Origin of the sequence: Microbispora hainanensis, from assembly GCF_006874475.1 — a bacterium.
Lineage (GTDB): Bacteria > Actinomycetota > Actinomycetes > Streptosporangiales > Streptosporangiaceae > Microbispora > Microbispora hainanensis.
The window spans coordinates 22,652-38,322 of record NZ_VIRM01000007.1; the positions used below are offsets into that span (position 1 = coordinate 22,652).

Genomic DNA, 15,671 nt, shown 5'->3' on the forward strand with positions numbered 1-15,671 from the left:
GGCGCGCAGAGGTGTGATTGCCCCGGCCTGATCACCCCCCACAGGCATCCGAGAAGGGGTCGCACAACGTTGAGAACTCCACATCGAGGCGTCGCCGTCGCGGTCGCCGCGGCGGCGGCGCTGTTCCCCGCCGCGCCGTCCGCCCTGGCCTCCACCTCCACGGCCGGGCCGCGGGTCTCCTGCACGGCGACGCTGTCGGCACCGACGCGCGACGCCGCCTTCGGCGAGGCGGCCACGGCGACGGGCGCGCCGGAACCGCTGCTGAAGGCCGTGGCCTACATGCTGTCCCGCTGGGACGACCACCAGGGCAAGCCGAGCTCCGACGGCGGCTACGGCGTGTTCGACCTCGGCGACCGGGCGCCCGAGGCGTGGGACGGCGCGGACAAGGGACGCGCGGCCGGAGCCACGAGCCAGATCGCGGCGGCGTCCGAGCTGACCGGGCTGACGGCCGACGCGCTGCGCCGGGACCCGAACGCCAACATCTGCGGCGGGGCCGCGCTGCTGGCGTCCTACCACGACGGCGGCGACGGCCTGGGCTCCTGGCGGGACGCGGTGGCGCGGTTCGGCGTGAAGAACGACTTCGTCCGGCAGGTCTACCAGACCCTGCGCAGCGGCCAGAGCCGCGTCACCGCCGACGGGCAGCGGGTCACCCTCGCCGCCGACGAGTCGGTCGCCCTGCCCGCCGCGCGGCTCGCCGCCGGCGCCGGTGTCGACTGCCCGGCCGGGCTCGACTGCGAGTGGCTGGAGGCGCCGTACGCCAAGGGCTCCCCCACCCTGCCGGACGGCACGACCGACTATGGCAACCACGACCTCGCCGATCGCACCGGGCCGGGCGGGCCGAAGATCGACTACATCGTCATCCACGACACCGAGGGCTATTTCGACCCCTCCGTGCGGCTGGCCCAGGATCCGACGTACCTCGCCTGGAACTACACGATCCGGTCCTCCGACGGCCACATCGCCCAGCACCTCGACGCCAAGGACGTCGGCTGGCACGCCGGCAACTGGTATGTGAACATGCACTCCATCGGCATCGAGCACGAGGGCTTCGCCGGGACCGCCACGTGGTTCACCGAGTCGATGTACCAGACCTCGGCCGCGCTGGTGAAGCACCTCGCGCAGAAGTACGGCGTCCCGCTCGACCGGGCGCACGTCATCGGCCACGACCAGGTGCCCGGCACCGTCCTCGGCGCCACCAAGAGCATGCACTGGGACCCGGGGCCCTACTGGGACTGGGACCACTACTTCGACCTGCTGGGCGCCCCCATCGGCGGCGGCCTGAAGACCACCGCCGACGTCGCCCCGGGCGACGTGGTGGAGGTCCGCACCGGCTACCAGGACAACCCCCAGCCGGTGACCGGCTGCGCCGCCGCGTCCCCGCCCTCCCCCGACTGCGTCCCGGGCGCCGGCACCAACTTCCTGCCGCTCTACCAGTCGCCCTCCGAGAGCGCGCCGCTCGCCGCCGACCCTGGCTGGAAGCCCGGCTCCGCCGCGGGCACGACGTACGCGAGCGACATCAGCGCCCGCGTCGTCTCCGGCCACAAGCTCGTCGTCGCCCAGGTGCAGGGCGACTGGCTCGGCGTGTGGTGGGCCGGCTCCCTCGCCTGGCTGCACAACCCCGCCGACCGTCCCGTCGTGGTCCGCACGCAGGCGAAGACGGTCACCGTGAAGTCCGCGACCACCCCCGCCGCCGTCTATGGCCGGGCGTATCCCGAGGCGTCCGCCTACACCGGCACCGGCATCCCGGTCCAGGCGCTGTCGCCGCTGGAGTACAAGATCCCGGCCGGGCAGACGTACGCCGTGAGCGACGACGACGTGGTCACCGACTACTACCGGGCGACCACGTTCGACGGGTCGGGCCCCGGCGACCGCACCGACCTCAAGGGCCAGGACCGGTACTACCAGCTCTGGTACGCCCACCGGCAGGTCTTCGTCCGTACGGCCGAGGTGGACCTGCACGACGCGCAGCCGTCGCCGGTGGCCAGCACCGCGCCGCCGGTGATCAGCGGATCCGTCAAGGTCGGCGGTGAGCTCACCGCCACCCCCGGCACCTGGTCGCGGCAGGTGGCGGGCTTCACCTACCAGTGGTACGCGAACGACGCGGCGGTCCCCGGGGCCACCGGGCCGACGTACCGGCCGGGCGTCCAGGACCTCGGCAAGAGGGTGCTCGTCGAGGTGACCGTCGACGACCCGTACTTCACGGCAACGTCGGCACGCTCGGCGGCGACCGCGCCGGTGGCGCCGGGAACGTTCACCTCGGCCGAACCGCCCACCGTGAGCGGCACACCGAAGATCGGCCGCACGCTGACCGCCTCCCCCGGCACCTGGACGCCCTCGCCCGACAAGGTCGCCTACCAGTGGCTGCGTGACGGCGTCCCGGTCAAGGGCGCCACGGACCGCACCTATCACCTCGAAGGCCACGACCGCGGCGCCCGCCTCGCCGTACGGGTGACCGTGTCGGCGAAGGCCTACGCGAAGGCCACCGCCACCTCGGCGGCGACCCGGCCGGTGACCACCCACTGAAAGCACGGCAGGCCGGGGAGGGCTCTCCTCCCCGGCCCCGCCGTCAGGCGTGCCGCGGGTAGGCCGACACTGCCTGAACCCCAGAGAGAGGCCAGCACGCCGAGGAGCTACCCCCCGAGTTCCGTCGCAAAGTCCTGGACCTGCTGAAGGCCGCAGCCGGCCTGCTGCCTCCGGCCGAGAACATCCGCCCACGGTTCATGACGTCTCCTTCTTCGGGGTGATCAGCTCATGGAGGCGCCGGGCCTGTCTGACGAAGGCGCTGCCACCGGTCCGCTGCGCGACCGCGGCCAGCCGTGGGATCCGCAGGCGGGCGCCGGTGAGGGAGGCGGCGGTCGCGGCGACGACGAGCAGGTCGGTCATGCCGGTGCGGGGTCGCTCCCGCGCTTGGGGGAGGAGCTCGGTGAGCATGCGCGCGGCGGCGTCCCACACCTGGATGTGCGCACCGGTGGCCAGGGCGTCCGCGAGCGCGGTGACGGCGCGGCCGAGCCTGACCATGCCCGCCGCGACGAGCACGGACAGGAATCCCCCGAAGTCGTCACCGTTCAGGTCGCCGCGGGCGGCGTGCACCAGCAGCGCGTCAACAGCGATTCCCCGCGCGCCGTCGTCCTCACAGCCGAGACCATGGGCGAGCGCGGCGGCGGTCACCTCGCCGACCGGTCCTTGTCCGCAGGCCAGCCGATACAGCGGTGCCAGGTCGGCCCGGCGGGATGTGATCAGCGGGGGCAGCCGCGGCAGGATCCAGGCGGTGATCACCTCCCGATGGGACGGCATGAGCAGTGGCCACCAGTCCATCCTCTGGGAGGCGAGGTTCACGGCGCCGGCGGGATCGAGGACGCACATGCGCCGGACGAGGTCCGGCAGGTCCTCCTCGCGAGGCCGCACGGCGGGGAAGATCCGCGTCACGGTCGTGGCGGAGCCCTCATAGGAGGGCAGCCGCACGACCCGGTGGCCGATCACCGGGTCGGCGAGCCCGCCCCGCCGCAGCCACGCCGCCAGCTCCCGGCCCGCGGCCGATGTCAGCGTCCCGGCTCGGGCGACCGCCGCCGGGGGGATCGTCCGCGGCAGCCGCAGGAGCGCCTGCTGGAAGTCGGCATCCAGGTGCTCGGCGCAGGCCGCTTCCAGCCGCTCCATACGCTCGACCAGCGTCATCGGGTCGATGTGCCCGGACGTGACGGTGGGTGTGGCCAGCAGCACGGGCACATCCCCGGTCTCGAGCTCGCGGACGATCTCCCGCAGGCGTGTCACGACGAGGACGTCGGGAGCCGGGTCCCAGTCGCGGAACGGGTAGAACTGCACCAGGCCGCGGAGCCTTCTGCCGGCCTCGGGGGCCACCGCGGCGAGCACGGCGCGCATCGTCAGCAGATGCGGGTCGTCGTTCATCCCGCCGAAGCCGTGGGCGGCAGACTCGACGTCGAACAGGAACGGCCGGCTCGCGCGGAGCACCGGCTCGACGACCGCGCGGACCGCCTCGCGGTCGCGGTGGACGAGCGTCACCAGCCCGGCGAGCAGCCGCTCGACCATCAGAGGGTCCCGCGCGGTGACGGCCAGTTCGGCCAGTTCCTCGGGCGACTCCACGACGGGGACCGGCTCGACCTCTTCGGCAGGCGGGGCGGGCAGGGCGGCCGGCGCGAGGGCCGGCCGGTCGTCCAGGCGGAAGACCGGGGCCAGCCGGTCCCGCAGGTCGGAGGGAAGGGCGTCCGCCGCCGCGCGAACGGCGGCATGACCGTCTTCGCCGGAGTGGCCGGCCATCCGTGACGCCGCGTCGACGGCGCGTTCGGCGATGTCGCGGTGAGCGCTGCCGAAGGCCGCGGCGAACGCTCGCAGAGCGGCGCCGGTCCGCTCCCTGCTGCCGCGGGTGCCGGCCTGCGCCCAGGTGAGGGCCGCCCGGACGATTGTCTTCTCCGGACGGAACATCAGCGTCTCGGTCGCTTCGGCGAACAGCTCGTCCGAAAGCAGCCCGGCGTCGTCCGCGCGCCGCAGCTCGCTCACCGCGAGCTGAACGACCGTTCCCGGGGCGGTGGGCACCAGCCGCGCTAGATCCCTGACGGGGATCTCCTCCGGGCTCGGCCGCAGGGCGGCGTAGAGGTCGGTGAACGGCCGGGTCTCGCCGTCGAAGAACGCGCCCGCGCAGCCCTCCAGCAACGTGCCGCGCTCCAGGACGCCGTCGCTTGCCCGGCGCGCCACGGCGGCGGCCCCTGCGGGGACCAGGTCTCCCGTTCCGCGCAGCTGCGCCGCCAGGCCCCGGCTGCGCAGCAGGCTTCCGGCCAGGTGGCGGGTCAGCCGCTCATCGGTGACACCACCACCGGAGCCCGCCACGGCATGCAGCCAGCCGAGCACGAAGGCGGGATCGCCGGGCGGCTCGAGGCCGGTCTCCTCCACCAGGCGGGCGGCCGGAAACCACGCCGACAGCCGGTGCGCCCGTCCCCCATCGGCCTCGTCCCTCCACCCCTGCTCGTCCGCCAGCCGGCGGACGAGTTCCGCCCGCCACTGCGGCGACCGGCCGCGCACCACCCTGGCGATGCGGCGCGCGTCGTCCTCGTACCCGTCGAACAACCACAGGTCGGGGGAAGTCAGCCAGTGTGCGACCTCCACCGCGTCGTCGAAACAGGCCGCGCCGGCCACTCGCAGCGCGGGCGCCTGCGGGTCGTGCGGCGGGCCGGCCCACCAGCCTCTCCCGAGCCCGCCCTGTGCGGCGAATTCCCGCAGGCTCCCCGCGAGCGCGCGCCTTGCCGCGTCATCCGCCCGCTCGAGCAGATCGGCGGCGCCTTCGGCGTCTGCGGCCCTGATGCGCTCCGGCAACCCGCCCGGCTGCCCGGCTCGCTTCACGATCGCCGCCCAGAAGCTCATCGGCTCACCTGCTGCTGAAGGCGGCGGGCCTCCTGGACCAGCCGGCTGGATCCCCCGCGCGCCGCCACCTCGGCCAGCCCGGGAATGCCGGCGCGTTCCCCGCTGAGGGTGGCCGCCTTGACCGCGACCGCGAGCAACTCCCCCAGCCCGGCACGTGGCTTGTCCCCTGCGCGGGGAAGCAGGGGCGGCAGTGCCGTGAGGAGAACGCGCCACACAGCCACGTGGGCGCCCGCCGTCGTCGCCTCGTCCAGGGCGGCGGTGATCCGGTTGAGCTTGACCAGGCCGGCGTCGACCAGCCGTGCGACGGCCTGGCCGAGATCGGCGGCGGGCAACTGCCCGCGGGCCGTCAGGGTGACGAGAGCCTCGACGGTCGCGCCCCGATCGGCGGGGTGCTTGTTTCCCATCCCCACGGCGAGCGCGCTCGCGGTGGCCGCTCCGACCGGCCCGTCACCGTGAACCAGCGCGACGAGGACCTCGCCCCCGCCTCGGGGGCCGTCGATGTCGAGGGTCAGGGTCTCCAGCAGGTGGGCGGCGACGACCTCCCGGTGAGAGGGCATGGCGGCCGGCCACCACACCGTTTCCCTGCCGTACGCGGCCGGCGCCGGCCCCGTGCAGAGCTCGGCGACGGGCCCGGGCACACCGTCCGGGGGCACGATCCGGGCGTACATCTCCCGCACGCCGATGTAGTGGTGCGCGCCGGAGTTCCAGTGCGCGTCCGGCCGCTGCGCCGTCTTCATCCCGACGGTCACCTCGGGGTCGGGCAGCCCGCCCCGCCGCAGCCACTCCGCCAGCGTCCGGCCCGCCCGCGAGGTCAGCCCCTCGGCTCGTACGGCGGCCCGCGGGTCGATCTCGCGCGGCAGCCGCAGCAGCGCCTGGTGGAAGTCGGCCGGCAGCGGCTCGGCGCCCTCCAGCCGTTCCATCCGCTCGATCAACGTCGCTGTGTCGACGTGGCCGGTGGGAGAGGTCGGCGTGGCCAGCAGCACCGGCACGCTGCGGCCCGCCTCCAGCATCTCGACGACTTCGCGCAGCCGACGCTGGATCAGCAGCTGGATCGCCGGCTCGTTGTAGAGGTGGCTGCGGTGGTAGTCCGCCAGCAGGGCCGACAGCTTCCTGCTGTCGGCGGGCGCGACGACCGCCAGTGCGCACCGCATCAGCAGCGTGTGCGTATCCCGTCCGAAGTCGCTGATGCCGTACACGTAGATGGCGGGGTCGAACGGCTGCCGCCAGCGCTTGTGCCACCAGGGCCGCAGTGCCCGCGTCACGGTGTCCCGGTCGCGGTGGGTCAGCTGGACCAGCGCGGCCAGGATGCGTTCGAACCGCGGCGGCTCCGTCGGCCGGCGCAGCGCCTCGATCTCCCAGGCCAGGTCCTCCGGCGAGGCGAGCACGGGCGGCAGGGCGGGCAGCGGGTTCACCGTCAGGGCGGCCGGCGCTACCGCCGGCGGCTCTGCGGCCTCCACCGGACCCGCGACGGCCGCGATCTTCTCGCGCAGGTCCGCGGGCAGCCGGGAGGCCGCCGTACGGACCGTGTCCAGGGCCGGGCCGGACGCGTGCGGAGCGAACCTGACCGCCAGCCGCACGGCCCGGTCCCACAGTGCGCCCGTATCCTGGCCGAACACGGCCGCCAGCGCCGGCAGGGCGCCGTCGGCCCTCGACGGCGCTGCGCCCGCGATCCAGCGCACCGCGGCCGTGACGTACTTCTTCTCCGGCCGGAAGGCCAGCGCCGCGACCGCCTCGGCGAACGGCTCGTCGCCCAGCAGGCCCGCCTCGTCGAGCCGGCCCAGCTCCTCCAGCGCGAGCTGGACGAACGGCGACGGGGCCGACGGCAGCAGCCGGACGAACTCGACGGCGGGGATCTCTCCCGGCTCGGGCCGCAAACCACGCCACAGCGTCACGAACGGGGCGATCTCGTCAGCCTCCCCGCCCGCCAGGAACCGTTCCACGCACCCGCTGACGAGCACCTGCCGCGGCACCCGGCCCTGTTCTGCCAGCGCGAGCAGCGCGGCGACGACACCTCTGTCGCGGTTCCACTCGAGGTCCCGGGTCAACGCCTGGGCGACGCCCGCGGCCCGGAACACCCGGGGAAGCAGATGCCCGAGCAGCGGGTCTCCGGCGAGCGTGTCGCGCGTGCCCCGGTACATCGAGTGCCGCCTGACCAGCCGCCACAGCCAGCCGGTGGTGAACGCGTCGTTGTCCGGCGGCTCGACGCCCGTCTCCAGCACCAGGCCCGCGGCCAGCTCCCATCCCGGCACACCGTTCTCCATCAGCCGTGACGCCGACCTCGACGGCAGCCGCAACCGCTCCACCAGGCGAACGGCCAGGTCCTCGCGCCATACGGCCGGCCGGTCCCCGATCAGGGCCAGGATCCGGGCGGCGTCGGCCTCGGGCTCACGCACCCAGCGCAGATCTCGCCGGTTCAGCCACGCTGCGACCTGCGCGGCCCCGCTCAGGCACGCCGCCCCCACGAGGCGCAACGCGTCCGCACGGTCCTGGACCCAGCGCCGGCCCTCCCACCCCTGGGCCGGCCGCTCGGACAGGTATTCCGGCAGCCGATCGGCGACCGCCCGCCGCCCGTGCTCGTCGAGCGTCGTCAGGAACGGCGCCAGCTTCCTGCCGTCGCCCGCGTCGATGCGGGCGGCCACCTCCTTCCACGAGCTCATCGCGTCCCGCCCTGCGGGCCCGCCTGGGCCTGGTCGCGCACCTGCTGGGCGGCCAGCACGTGCTTGCACGGGCCACGGCTGCCCCGGAAGTCGGCGTACCAGGGGCACGTGCAGACCGGGCCGTCCGGGGTCAGCCGCACCCGCCGCTCCCCCACCACGGCGATGTCGGATGCGGTGAAGCGAACGGCCCCTCGCTTCACCAGATCCCGTGCCGCCTTCAGCCGGGGATTCATCGCCGCCACCCGGCCGGGGTCGTACGGCAGCTCCCGGTGGAAGTGCGCCGCCTCCGCCACGTCGTAGCCGACCCGGCCCGCCGTGCCGAGCTGTGTCAGCGCGGCACGGATCCGGTCCCTGGGCAGCCCGCACCGTTCCGCCAGCAGATCGGCGTCCAGGCGCGGCTCGAACGCCAGCATCGCACCGACCAGGTCGGCGTCCTCCTCCGCATGCGCGGTGGCCAGGTCGTCCAGCACCGCGCCCTCCCCCGAGAACCCCCTGCGCGGCTCCGGCGACAGGGTCAGCACGTAGCGCATGCCGGGCAGCTCCAGCTCCCAGGCGCTCGCGACCGCCAGCCCGTGCGCCGGAACAGCGGGGCCGTACACCCGCAGGCCATCGGCGAAGCGCAGCAGAGGCAGCAGAGTGGCCAGCCGCTCGGGGCCGGGCAGGCAGACCGCGCCCGCCGCAGGCCGGGCCGACAGCCGCAGCGACCTGCCGGCGGGCACCGCCCACAGGACCCCGCGCCTGGGCAGCGATCGCAGGAACCGCACCGCCTCCGGCCCGGGCAACTCCGCGCGCAGGTCGAATCCCGAGGCGATGACCTGCACCTCGGCGAAGCCGCGCACCCACCGCGTCGGCAGCGGCACCTTCTTCTCCACCGCCGCGCCGTCGAGCGTGGTCGCCACCAGTTCCTCGGCGCCGACCCGCAGGTGCAGAGGATCGTTCCCGCCGACCCGGACCAGTGCCCGCCGCAGCGGGTCGTTGACGTCCACGTTGGTGGTGCCGAGCTCGACGACCTCGCCGTCGAGGGCCTGCTGCAGGACATCCAGCCGCGCGTAGACGCCGCCACAGGCGGAAAAGGACTCGAAGCGCAACCGGTCGCCGTTGCACGTCACCACCGGATCACGAACGATCCCCGTGGGCCGTGCGTCGTAGTAACGGGCCCTGGCCACGTCGGCGACCCCGAGCAGCCCGGCAGCCGCCGGCGCCGCCCGGGTCAGCAGGCCACTGAAGAACGCGGGGTGGAAGGCAGGCCCGCTGGGGGTCACGCCCCCGGAGGTGGACAGGTCGAGCAGACCTGAGGACAGGTCAAGGTCGGAGGAACGCACATAGGAGTACGCCAGCACCGCATCAGCCATGACCCGGGACGCTACAGATCATGACCGACATTCCGCCGACGCCTGCCCCGCCTGGTGCGGTCGGACGCCGATGTACTGCCCGCTTCGTTGATCTTGTCGTCCCTGTGGCGCCGCTCCCCGAGGGCCGGCACGCCGACGCTGCCGTCACTGCACCTCCACGCGATCCCCGGCCCCGCCGTCAGACGTGCCGGGGGTAGGCCGAGACGAGCTTCGCGGCCGCCTTCCGCGCCAGCTTCATGGTGTCCTTCCAGTGGCTCGCGCCGGCGCTGATCCCCTGGACGACGGCGACCGCCGATCGGTGCCGGATCACCACATAGTCGAAGTGGTACAGCTTGGTGCCCTGCCCTTCGTATACCGGGTTCGAGTCCTGGACCTCGAAGGCGTAGGCCGCCTGGCCCAGTTTGCCCGGGGCGCGCTTGACGATCTTCACCATGTTGCGCCGGTCGCCCGCGCCGTCGCAGGCCGTGGCGACCCGCTGGGCGGCGGAGGTCATCTTCTTGAGCGTGGCGGCGTCGCCCGTGTAGAGGCGCTCCCCTCCGGACACCCGCCCGAGGACAAAAGCGCTCTGCGCCGGCCGGTCGAACACGGCGTCGAACGCCCGCGCGGCGGTCAGGCAGTGGGCGTCGTCCACCTCCAGCCCGGTCAGGTCGAGCTGCTTCAGATCCATGGGAATCGCGCCCCCTTCCTTGCCGAGGTCCTTCGTCGTTACCAGCAGCTTCTTGAGTTGCGTACGGCTGAGCGGCCGGTCGGACGCCGCAGAGGCCGGGACCACGGCGGCGAGCGAGGCGGCGAGCGTCAGTGCGGTCACGGCGATCCGGGCGCGGTTCTTCATGCGGACGTCCTTGTCGGTCGGGGGGAAACCTTGATCACATACTGACACCGACCGGCCGCGGCCGGGCCGTTGTGGTGAAAAGTGACGTATGAATATCGCAAACACGGGGATCACCGGTCGTGAAACCCTGAGGCCTTTCCGCTCACCTCGATTCGGGAACGACTCCGCACAGGTAGGTGGACTTCTCCAGCAGTTGCGGCGTCATCGTGATCCCGGTGAGGCGCTCGGCGAAGAGGAACGCCGGTCCATTGCAGGGATCGGTGAGCGGTGGATAGACGGAGTCGATCCGCTCCATGGTCTCCACGAGTTCGTCCGGCATCTCCGCTGAGTAGCTTTCATGAGGCCGGAACATGAACCGGATCCGCCCGCCGTCGATCCAGTGGGAATAACCTTCCTGGTACGCGAACTCGAACCGGATCTTTCCGTCGTCGATCCAGGAGAAGTAGTCCATGCCGTCGACGTCGAGGTAGAAGTGGGAGACGAGGCGGGTGCCCGCCGACAGCGGCATGGCGATCTCTTCGGTGACGCCGAGCCCGCCGTTGGCCTCGACGAGGAGTGCCCAGTCTCCGACGGCGACGGCGCCGATGGTTCGCCACCGGATCAGCTCGTCGAGCGTCAGGTGAGAACAGTCCTCAACCCGCACGCCGAGCCGGGTCATCAGTTCCTCAGGCGCCAGGCCACGGACGTAGGTGAAGCAGTAGGCATCCGCCAGTCCGGGGAAGCGCTCAGGGGAGAACCAGGAGTAGTCGTCAGGAGTCGCGAACATTCCGTCATACTCGCAGCACCCGCCGACAGAATTTCCTCCTGTGCAGCGGGCCTTCGCTCGCGAGTCGCAGCGCAAGGACCGCCGCGCTTTCTCATGGGATTTCCCGGCATACTGTCGTGCGCAGCGCATTGCCAAGAACCGCTTTCCCTGCCCGCACTTCAGGAGCCGACGATGGATGACGAGATTCAGCTGATCAGTGACGGTGATGGCCTGGCGGTCATCGGCAATCCGGCGGCTGTGGACCGTTTCCTCACTTCCGAGGGACTGCCGTCGAAGGACCTCGGACTGAAACGGCTCAGATCCGCTCTCGGCGCCGGCGTCGAAGCCGCACAGGTGGGGTCCGAGATTGCCGCCAACGCGGGCCGCTGGGTGAAGCTGACCGAGAAGTCCGCGCAGGCGATGAGAAAGTACACCCTGATGAAAGGGTCGAACCGGGACGTCAGCCGGACCGTGCTGACGGAGAACGGCAAGATCAAGGGACTCATGGAGATAGTGAAGCCCGGATCGTTCCTGACCAACCCGGCGGTCCTGGCCGGCGCCGCGGGGCTCATGGCGCAGCTCGCGATGCAACAGACCATGGAGGAGATCACCGACTATCTCGCCGCCATCGACGAGAAGGTCGACGACGTGCTCCGCGGTCAGAAGGACGCCGTGGTGGCGGACATGATCGGAGTGGACCTCCTGATCGAGGAGGCCATGACCATCCGGGAGCAGGTGGGCCGGGTCTCCGAGGTCACGTGGTCGAAGATGCAGGCCACGCCGGTGACGATCGCACGGACCCAGGCGTACGCGTTGCGTCAGCTCGACGCGATCGCCGAGAAGATGGACCACAAGGCCAAGATCGGCGATCTCGCCAAGACGTCCAAGGAGGCCGAGGTCAAGGTCCAGGAGTGGCTCGCCGTTCTGGCCCGCTGCTTCCAGCTGCAGGACGCGATCGCCGTGCTCGAACTCGACCGGGTGCTGGAGGCGTCTCCGGAGGAGCTGGACGAGCATCGCCTCGCGCTTCGAGCCGCACGGCGGAACCGGCTGGAACTCATCTCCCGGAGCACCGAGCGCCTGCTGGCCCGCATGCAGGCGGCCGCCGCCGCGGCCAACACGAAGGTGCTGCTGCACCCGGCCATAGTCAGGGCCCTGGTGCATTCGAGCAACCATGTCGCGACCACCGTCGTCGACTTCCACGGACGGCTCGGGATCGAGCGCGATCGGCAGTCGCTGGAGGCGAGGCGATGGGCGGACGCGGCCGCGGAGGTGCGCGACAAGGTGCTCGAGACGGGAGCGGAGGGCCTCGACGTCGCCGTACAGCTCGGGACGGAGACGTTCGGCCGGGCCAGATCGGTGATGGGCAGGCTCTCCAGCGAGATCGCCGAGCGGGCGCTCCGCCAGCTCGGGGACGCGGAAGGCGCACCGAAGCGGCCCGAGGGGTCCGGGCCTGCGGAGGAAAAGACACCATGATCGCGCGGTCAGGACCCACACAGGTGGAGAGAGCTTCCACCGGAGGGAAGAAAACCACCTCAGCCGAGGTCGGCCACGTTTGGCGCGCGCATGACTACTCCAGGTAACCTCCTGGCCATGACGACGATCAATCGGGGGACGCTCCTGGAGCTGGTCCGCAACCGGCCCCTGCTCGCGGCGGAGCTCCTCGGGGACGCCTTCGCCGCCGGCGACACAGAGCCGGCCGGCGAAAAGGCACTTCTGCGGCGATTTCCCCGGCAGGACCACATGAGCGCGGACGGGCCCGTCCTCGCCGCCCGCTATCGCGAGATCGTGACCGACGCGCGCAGGGCCCGCGCGCAACGGGCGGAAGCGGTGCTGGCGGGGCTGATCGCGTTCCTGCGCGCCCGCGTCCGTGAGGATCTGGACCAGGCGCGCAAGACCGCGGACGCCGGGGAGCCCGGCTCGCACAAACTGGAGCGGGACCTGGCCGCGAAGCGGAGCCGCCTGGATTACCTGGAATCGGTGCTCGTCAAGGACCTCTACCTGGCGATCGAGGAGCACGCCCAGGCGGAGCATCTGCTGAGGCTGGAGGGATCCGCGTACAACTGGCACGCCGACTATCAGGAAGCGTGGCGGCCATGACGGGCGGCCGGTCTCCTGTTCCGCCCGCCAATCGGGGGAGCGTGGAAAGGCGGCGGCCCCAAGACCGGGGGTTGGTTGTGACCAGTTCCCCGAGCAGCACATACTTGAAGGGATGAAGCCTGCCAGCGGCGCGTCCCGCCGTCACCTGCCCACCAGTCCCTTCAAGCCCCCGCCCCCCGCTCCGCCTGTCGAGCAGTTCAGTGTGAACGACCAGGTCAGCCATGATTCGTACGGTCTCGGCGTGGTCGTGGAAGTAGAGGAGGGGGTGGCTGTGGTCGTCGATTTCCGATCGCAGCAGGAACGAATCCTGACCCCTTACAAGAAGCTCCACAAACTCTGAGACAGATGCGCCGCGGGCGAAGCGCGTCGCGCGAGCACGGCTCGTCGCGGCACGCCGCCGGGCGCCCACGCGGCCATCCCAGGCCTGCTGGAGAACGCGCCCGCAGCCGAGCGCCGGCAGCACAGTGGCGCGGCGGCCGTCGGCCGCCGCGCCACGAGGTGCGAAGGTGCGAGTGCGGGTGCGGGATCAGCCCGCGCTACAGGAGACCGTCGGCCAGGTCCAGTTGCCGTTGTGCTGGATGGTCACCCCGAAGTTGTTGCCGTTGCCGTTCGGCTTGGCGACCATCACCTGCGAGCTGGGCCAGGTGGCGCTGGTGTTCCAGGTGGAGATGATCTTCGCCGGGGACGGGACGTTCATCGTCACGGTCCAGTTGTTCGAACCGCTGACCGACACGTTGAGGTTGTAGCGGTCGCTCCACGACTGGCCGGCGGACAGCGTCGCGGTGCAGCCACCGCCACCGCCACCACCGCCACCGCCACCGCCACCGCCACCGCCACCGCCGCCACCGCCACCGCCACCACCGCCACCGTCGGAGGAGCCGCCGATGGTGATGTTGGAGCTGCCGCTGCTCTGGTAGCCCTCAGTGGCGAGGATCTGGTAGTCGTGACTGCCGAGGGACATGCCGTTGCGGGCCCACGCGTCGAAGTGGTTGCCGATGGTGATGGTGCCGCCGGTCCTCTTCTGCTGCCGGACGCTCCAGTACTGGTTGAACGTCCTGGTGCCCTCGATGGACGGCTGGTTGTAACGCGTCGTCTGGTAGATGTCGTACGTGCCGCCGTCGGAGGTGACGGTGCCCTTGTACGTCCCCGTGGGCCGGTAGGTGCCCCAGTTCTCGACGATGTAGTACTCCACCAGCGGGTTTCTCGTCCACCCGTACAACGCCAGGTAGGCGTTGCCCGAGGGGTTGAAGCTGCCCGAGTAGGTCACCGTACGGCGCCCGCCGGTGCTCCAGCCCTTGCCGGCGACGAAGTTGCCGGTGTTGCGCCAGGAGGTGCTGTAGTTTCCGCCGGAGCCCAGCTCCATGGAGACCGTGCCCTGGCTGTCGGTCCAGAACGAATAGAAGTATCCGTTGTTGGTGCCGGTCTGGTTCGTCGTCACGGCCGCCTCGGCGACACCGGGCAGCAACGCCACGGCCGCGGCCAGCGCCACGGCGCAGACACGGGCGATGAGCGCCCTGACGCGGCCGGGTCTATGGCCTAACGATTGGGCGGGGGCGTCGATCATGCGTGCTTCCTCCTACTGAAGCCTGACGGGGGGTCAGACGGCGTACGGCGACTCGGCGGGGCGCGTAAGCGGGCGGGTGATGGCGGCCATCCCACGACGGTGCCGTACGCCTACGCTTCCGAAAACTATCGGAGCTTTGACGAAAGTATCGGAGCTTTGACGAAAGTATCGGATCGAGGTCGCACAGTTGTCAACGATTCCCGTAACGCCGCCGAAACCTTAGAATGACGGGAATCGCCATCAGACCTGGTGAGAGGCGTCCGCCTGTTCGGTAAGAATTTCGGCGACGCGGTCAGGACGCTGGTCAACGCCCTTGAAAGTTTCATACCCGCAGGTCGGGCCACATAGGCGCGGGCGGCGTGCGGCGTCAGGCGGAGCGGCGCGCGAGGTCCTCCAGCAGGGCCACCGCCTCGGCGGCGCGCTCGTACGGCACGAAGAGATGGTCGTGGTGGAAACCCGCGACGACGTTGCAGCTCAGGCCGGCGGCGGCGAGCTCCCGCGCGACGGCAGCGGTCAGGCCGACCGCCTCAAGCGCCGAGTGGACGCGCAGCGTGATCCAGCCCGCCACGTACTCGTACGCCAGTCCGGCGGCGTCGGCCTCCTGCTGGGACAGGACCAGTGTCAGGCCCTCCTCCTCGGCGACCGTGACGACGGGCCGGGCACCGGCGGGGATCCGGCCGTCCACGGTGGTGAACACGTAGCGGCCCGGGTCCAGCCGCGGCCGCATGCCGCTCAGCAGCATGCGCAGGTCGGTCTCGCCGGTCACACCGAGCACCATACAAGCGGCCTACACGTCGCCCGTGTAGAACCCCACGGGCCAAGGGCCAAGCCATGCCGGGGCGATCTCACCGCCGTGCGGCGACGCATGGCCAAGCCGGGCCCGCCGCGGATTGACACCCGCGAGGCGGCCGGATGATCGTGATCCCGAATGTTATCCATAACATTCGCACCCCGCCATTCGGGCCGGAAACGACAGGATGAGGCGCCGCCGGGCGGCGGATAGGGCGGGCGCCTGACCGTCACTGTGGGCCATTCCGGCGCGCCGGTCAAGACC

The 15,671-nt window shown here is 71.7% G+C and carries 11 protein-coding genes; 4 read left to right on the forward strand and 7 right to left on the reverse strand.

Annotation, left to right across the window (positions count from 1 at the left end; all coding sequences use genetic code 11):
* Positions 1–69: 69 nt before the first annotated feature.
* A complete protein-coding gene (locus FLX08_RS07910) occupies positions 70–2,523 on the forward strand; it encodes an N-acetylmuramoyl-L-alanine amidase (protein ID WP_142617561.1) in 2,454 nt (817 codons plus the stop codon).
* Positions 2,524–2,718: 195 nt separating this feature from the next.
* On the opposite strand, the gene FLX08_RS07915 is transcribed toward FLX08_RS07910, so the two are convergent.
* The 5 genes from FLX08_RS07915 to FLX08_RS07935 all read right to left on the reverse strand — a co-directional run bounded on the left by FLX08_RS07915 (position 2,719) and on the right by FLX08_RS07935 (position 10,977).
* Entirely contained in the window at positions 2,719–5,370 is a 2,652-nt protein-coding gene (locus FLX08_RS07915) for a DUF7824 domain-containing protein (RefSeq protein ID WP_142617562.1), read from the reverse strand.
* Entirely contained in the window at positions 5,367–8,027 is a 2,661-nt protein-coding gene (locus FLX08_RS07920; protein ID WP_142617563.1) for a DUF7824 domain-containing protein, read from the reverse strand. The genes FLX08_RS07915 and FLX08_RS07920 overlap by 4 nt, the downstream gene beginning before the upstream one ends.
* Positions 8,024–9,379, reverse strand: coding sequence for an SWIM zinc finger family protein (locus FLX08_RS07925; protein ID WP_142617564.1), 1,356 nt, complete (start codon positions 9,377–9,379; stop codon positions 8,024–8,026). The genes FLX08_RS07920 and FLX08_RS07925 overlap by 4 nt, the downstream gene beginning before the upstream one ends.
* A gap of 178 nt (positions 9,380–9,557) precedes the next feature.
* Complete coding sequence (locus tag FLX08_RS07930) at positions 9,558–10,211, reverse strand: hypothetical protein (protein ID WP_142617565.1); 654 nt, start codon at positions 10,209–10,211, stop codon at positions 9,558–9,560.
* A gap of 142 nt (positions 10,212–10,353) precedes the next feature.
* Entirely contained in the window at positions 10,354–10,977 is a 624-nt protein-coding gene (locus FLX08_RS07935; protein WP_142617566.1) for a DUF6461 domain-containing protein, read from the reverse strand.
* A 171-nt stretch (positions 10,978–11,148) separates the two neighbouring features.
* On the opposite strand from FLX08_RS07935, the gene FLX08_RS07940 reads away from it, so the two are divergent.
* The 3 genes from FLX08_RS07940 to FLX08_RS07950 all read left to right on the forward strand — a co-directional run bounded on the left by FLX08_RS07940 (position 11,149) and on the right by FLX08_RS07950 (position 13,393).
* Positions 11,149–12,429, forward strand: a complete 1,281-nt coding sequence (locus tag FLX08_RS07940; protein WP_142617567.1) for a M3 family oligoendopeptidase — start codon at positions 11,149–11,151, stop codon at positions 12,427–12,429.
* Between the two features lie 117 nt (positions 12,430–12,546).
* Positions 12,547–13,053: a hypothetical protein gene (locus FLX08_RS07945; protein WP_142617568.1), complete on the forward strand. Its 507-nt coding sequence runs from the start codon at positions 12,547–12,549 to the stop codon at positions 13,051–13,053.
* A 112-nt stretch (positions 13,054–13,165) separates the two neighbouring features.
* A complete protein-coding gene (locus tag FLX08_RS07950; protein WP_142617569.1) occupies positions 13,166–13,393 on the forward strand; it encodes a hypothetical protein in 228 nt (75 codons plus the stop codon).
* 186 nt (positions 13,394–13,579) lie between these two features.
* On the opposite strand, the gene FLX08_RS07955 is transcribed toward FLX08_RS07950, so the two are convergent.
* Together FLX08_RS07955 and FLX08_RS07960 are read right to left on the reverse strand one after the other, a co-directional pair.
* Positions 13,580–14,617, reverse strand: a complete 1,038-nt coding sequence (locus tag FLX08_RS07955) for a glycoside hydrolase family 11 protein (RefSeq protein WP_142617570.1) — start codon at positions 14,615–14,617, stop codon at positions 13,580–13,582.
* A 367-nt stretch (positions 14,618–14,984) separates the two neighbouring features.
* On the reverse strand, positions 14,985–15,383 hold the full coding sequence (locus FLX08_RS07960; protein WP_142617571.1) for an ACT domain-containing protein: 399 nt from the start codon (positions 15,381–15,383) through the stop codon (positions 14,985–14,987).
* Between the last annotated feature and the right edge of the window lie 288 nt (positions 15,384–15,671).

Bases quoted from the DNA above. Each gene is read 5' to 3' on its own strand.
- FLX08_RS07915 (WP_142617562.1), bottom strand. From the start codon at position 5,370: ATGAGCTTCTGGGCGGCGATCGTGAAGCGAGCCGGGCAGCCGGGCGGG.
- FLX08_RS07920 (WP_142617563.1), bottom strand. From the start codon at position 8,027: ATGAGCTCGTGGAAGGAGGTGGCCGCCCGCATCGACGCGGGCGACGGC.
- FLX08_RS07925 (WP_142617564.1), bottom strand. From the start codon at position 9,379: ATGGCTGATGCGGTGCTGGCGTACTCCTATGTGCGTTCCTCCGACCTT.
- FLX08_RS07930 (WP_142617565.1), bottom strand. From the start codon at position 10,211: ATGAAGAACCGCGCCCGGATCGCCGTGACCGCACTGACGCTCGCCGCC.
- FLX08_RS07935 (WP_142617566.1), bottom strand. From the start codon at position 10,977: ATGTTCGCGACTCCTGACGACTACTCCTGGTTCTCCCCTGAGCGCTTC.
- FLX08_RS07940 (WP_142617567.1), top strand. From the start codon at position 11,149: ATGGATGACGAGATTCAGCTGATCAGTGACGGTGATGGCCTGGCGGTC.
- FLX08_RS07945 (WP_142617568.1), top strand. From the start codon at position 12,547: ATGACGACGATCAATCGGGGGACGCTCCTGGAGCTGGTCCGCAACCGG.
- FLX08_RS07950 (WP_142617569.1), top strand. From the start codon at position 13,166: ATGAAGCCTGCCAGCGGCGCGTCCCGCCGTCACCTGCCCACCAGTCCC.
- FLX08_RS07955 (WP_142617570.1), bottom strand. From the start codon at position 14,617: ATGATCGACGCCCCCGCCCAATCGTTAGGCCATAGACCCGGCCGCGTC.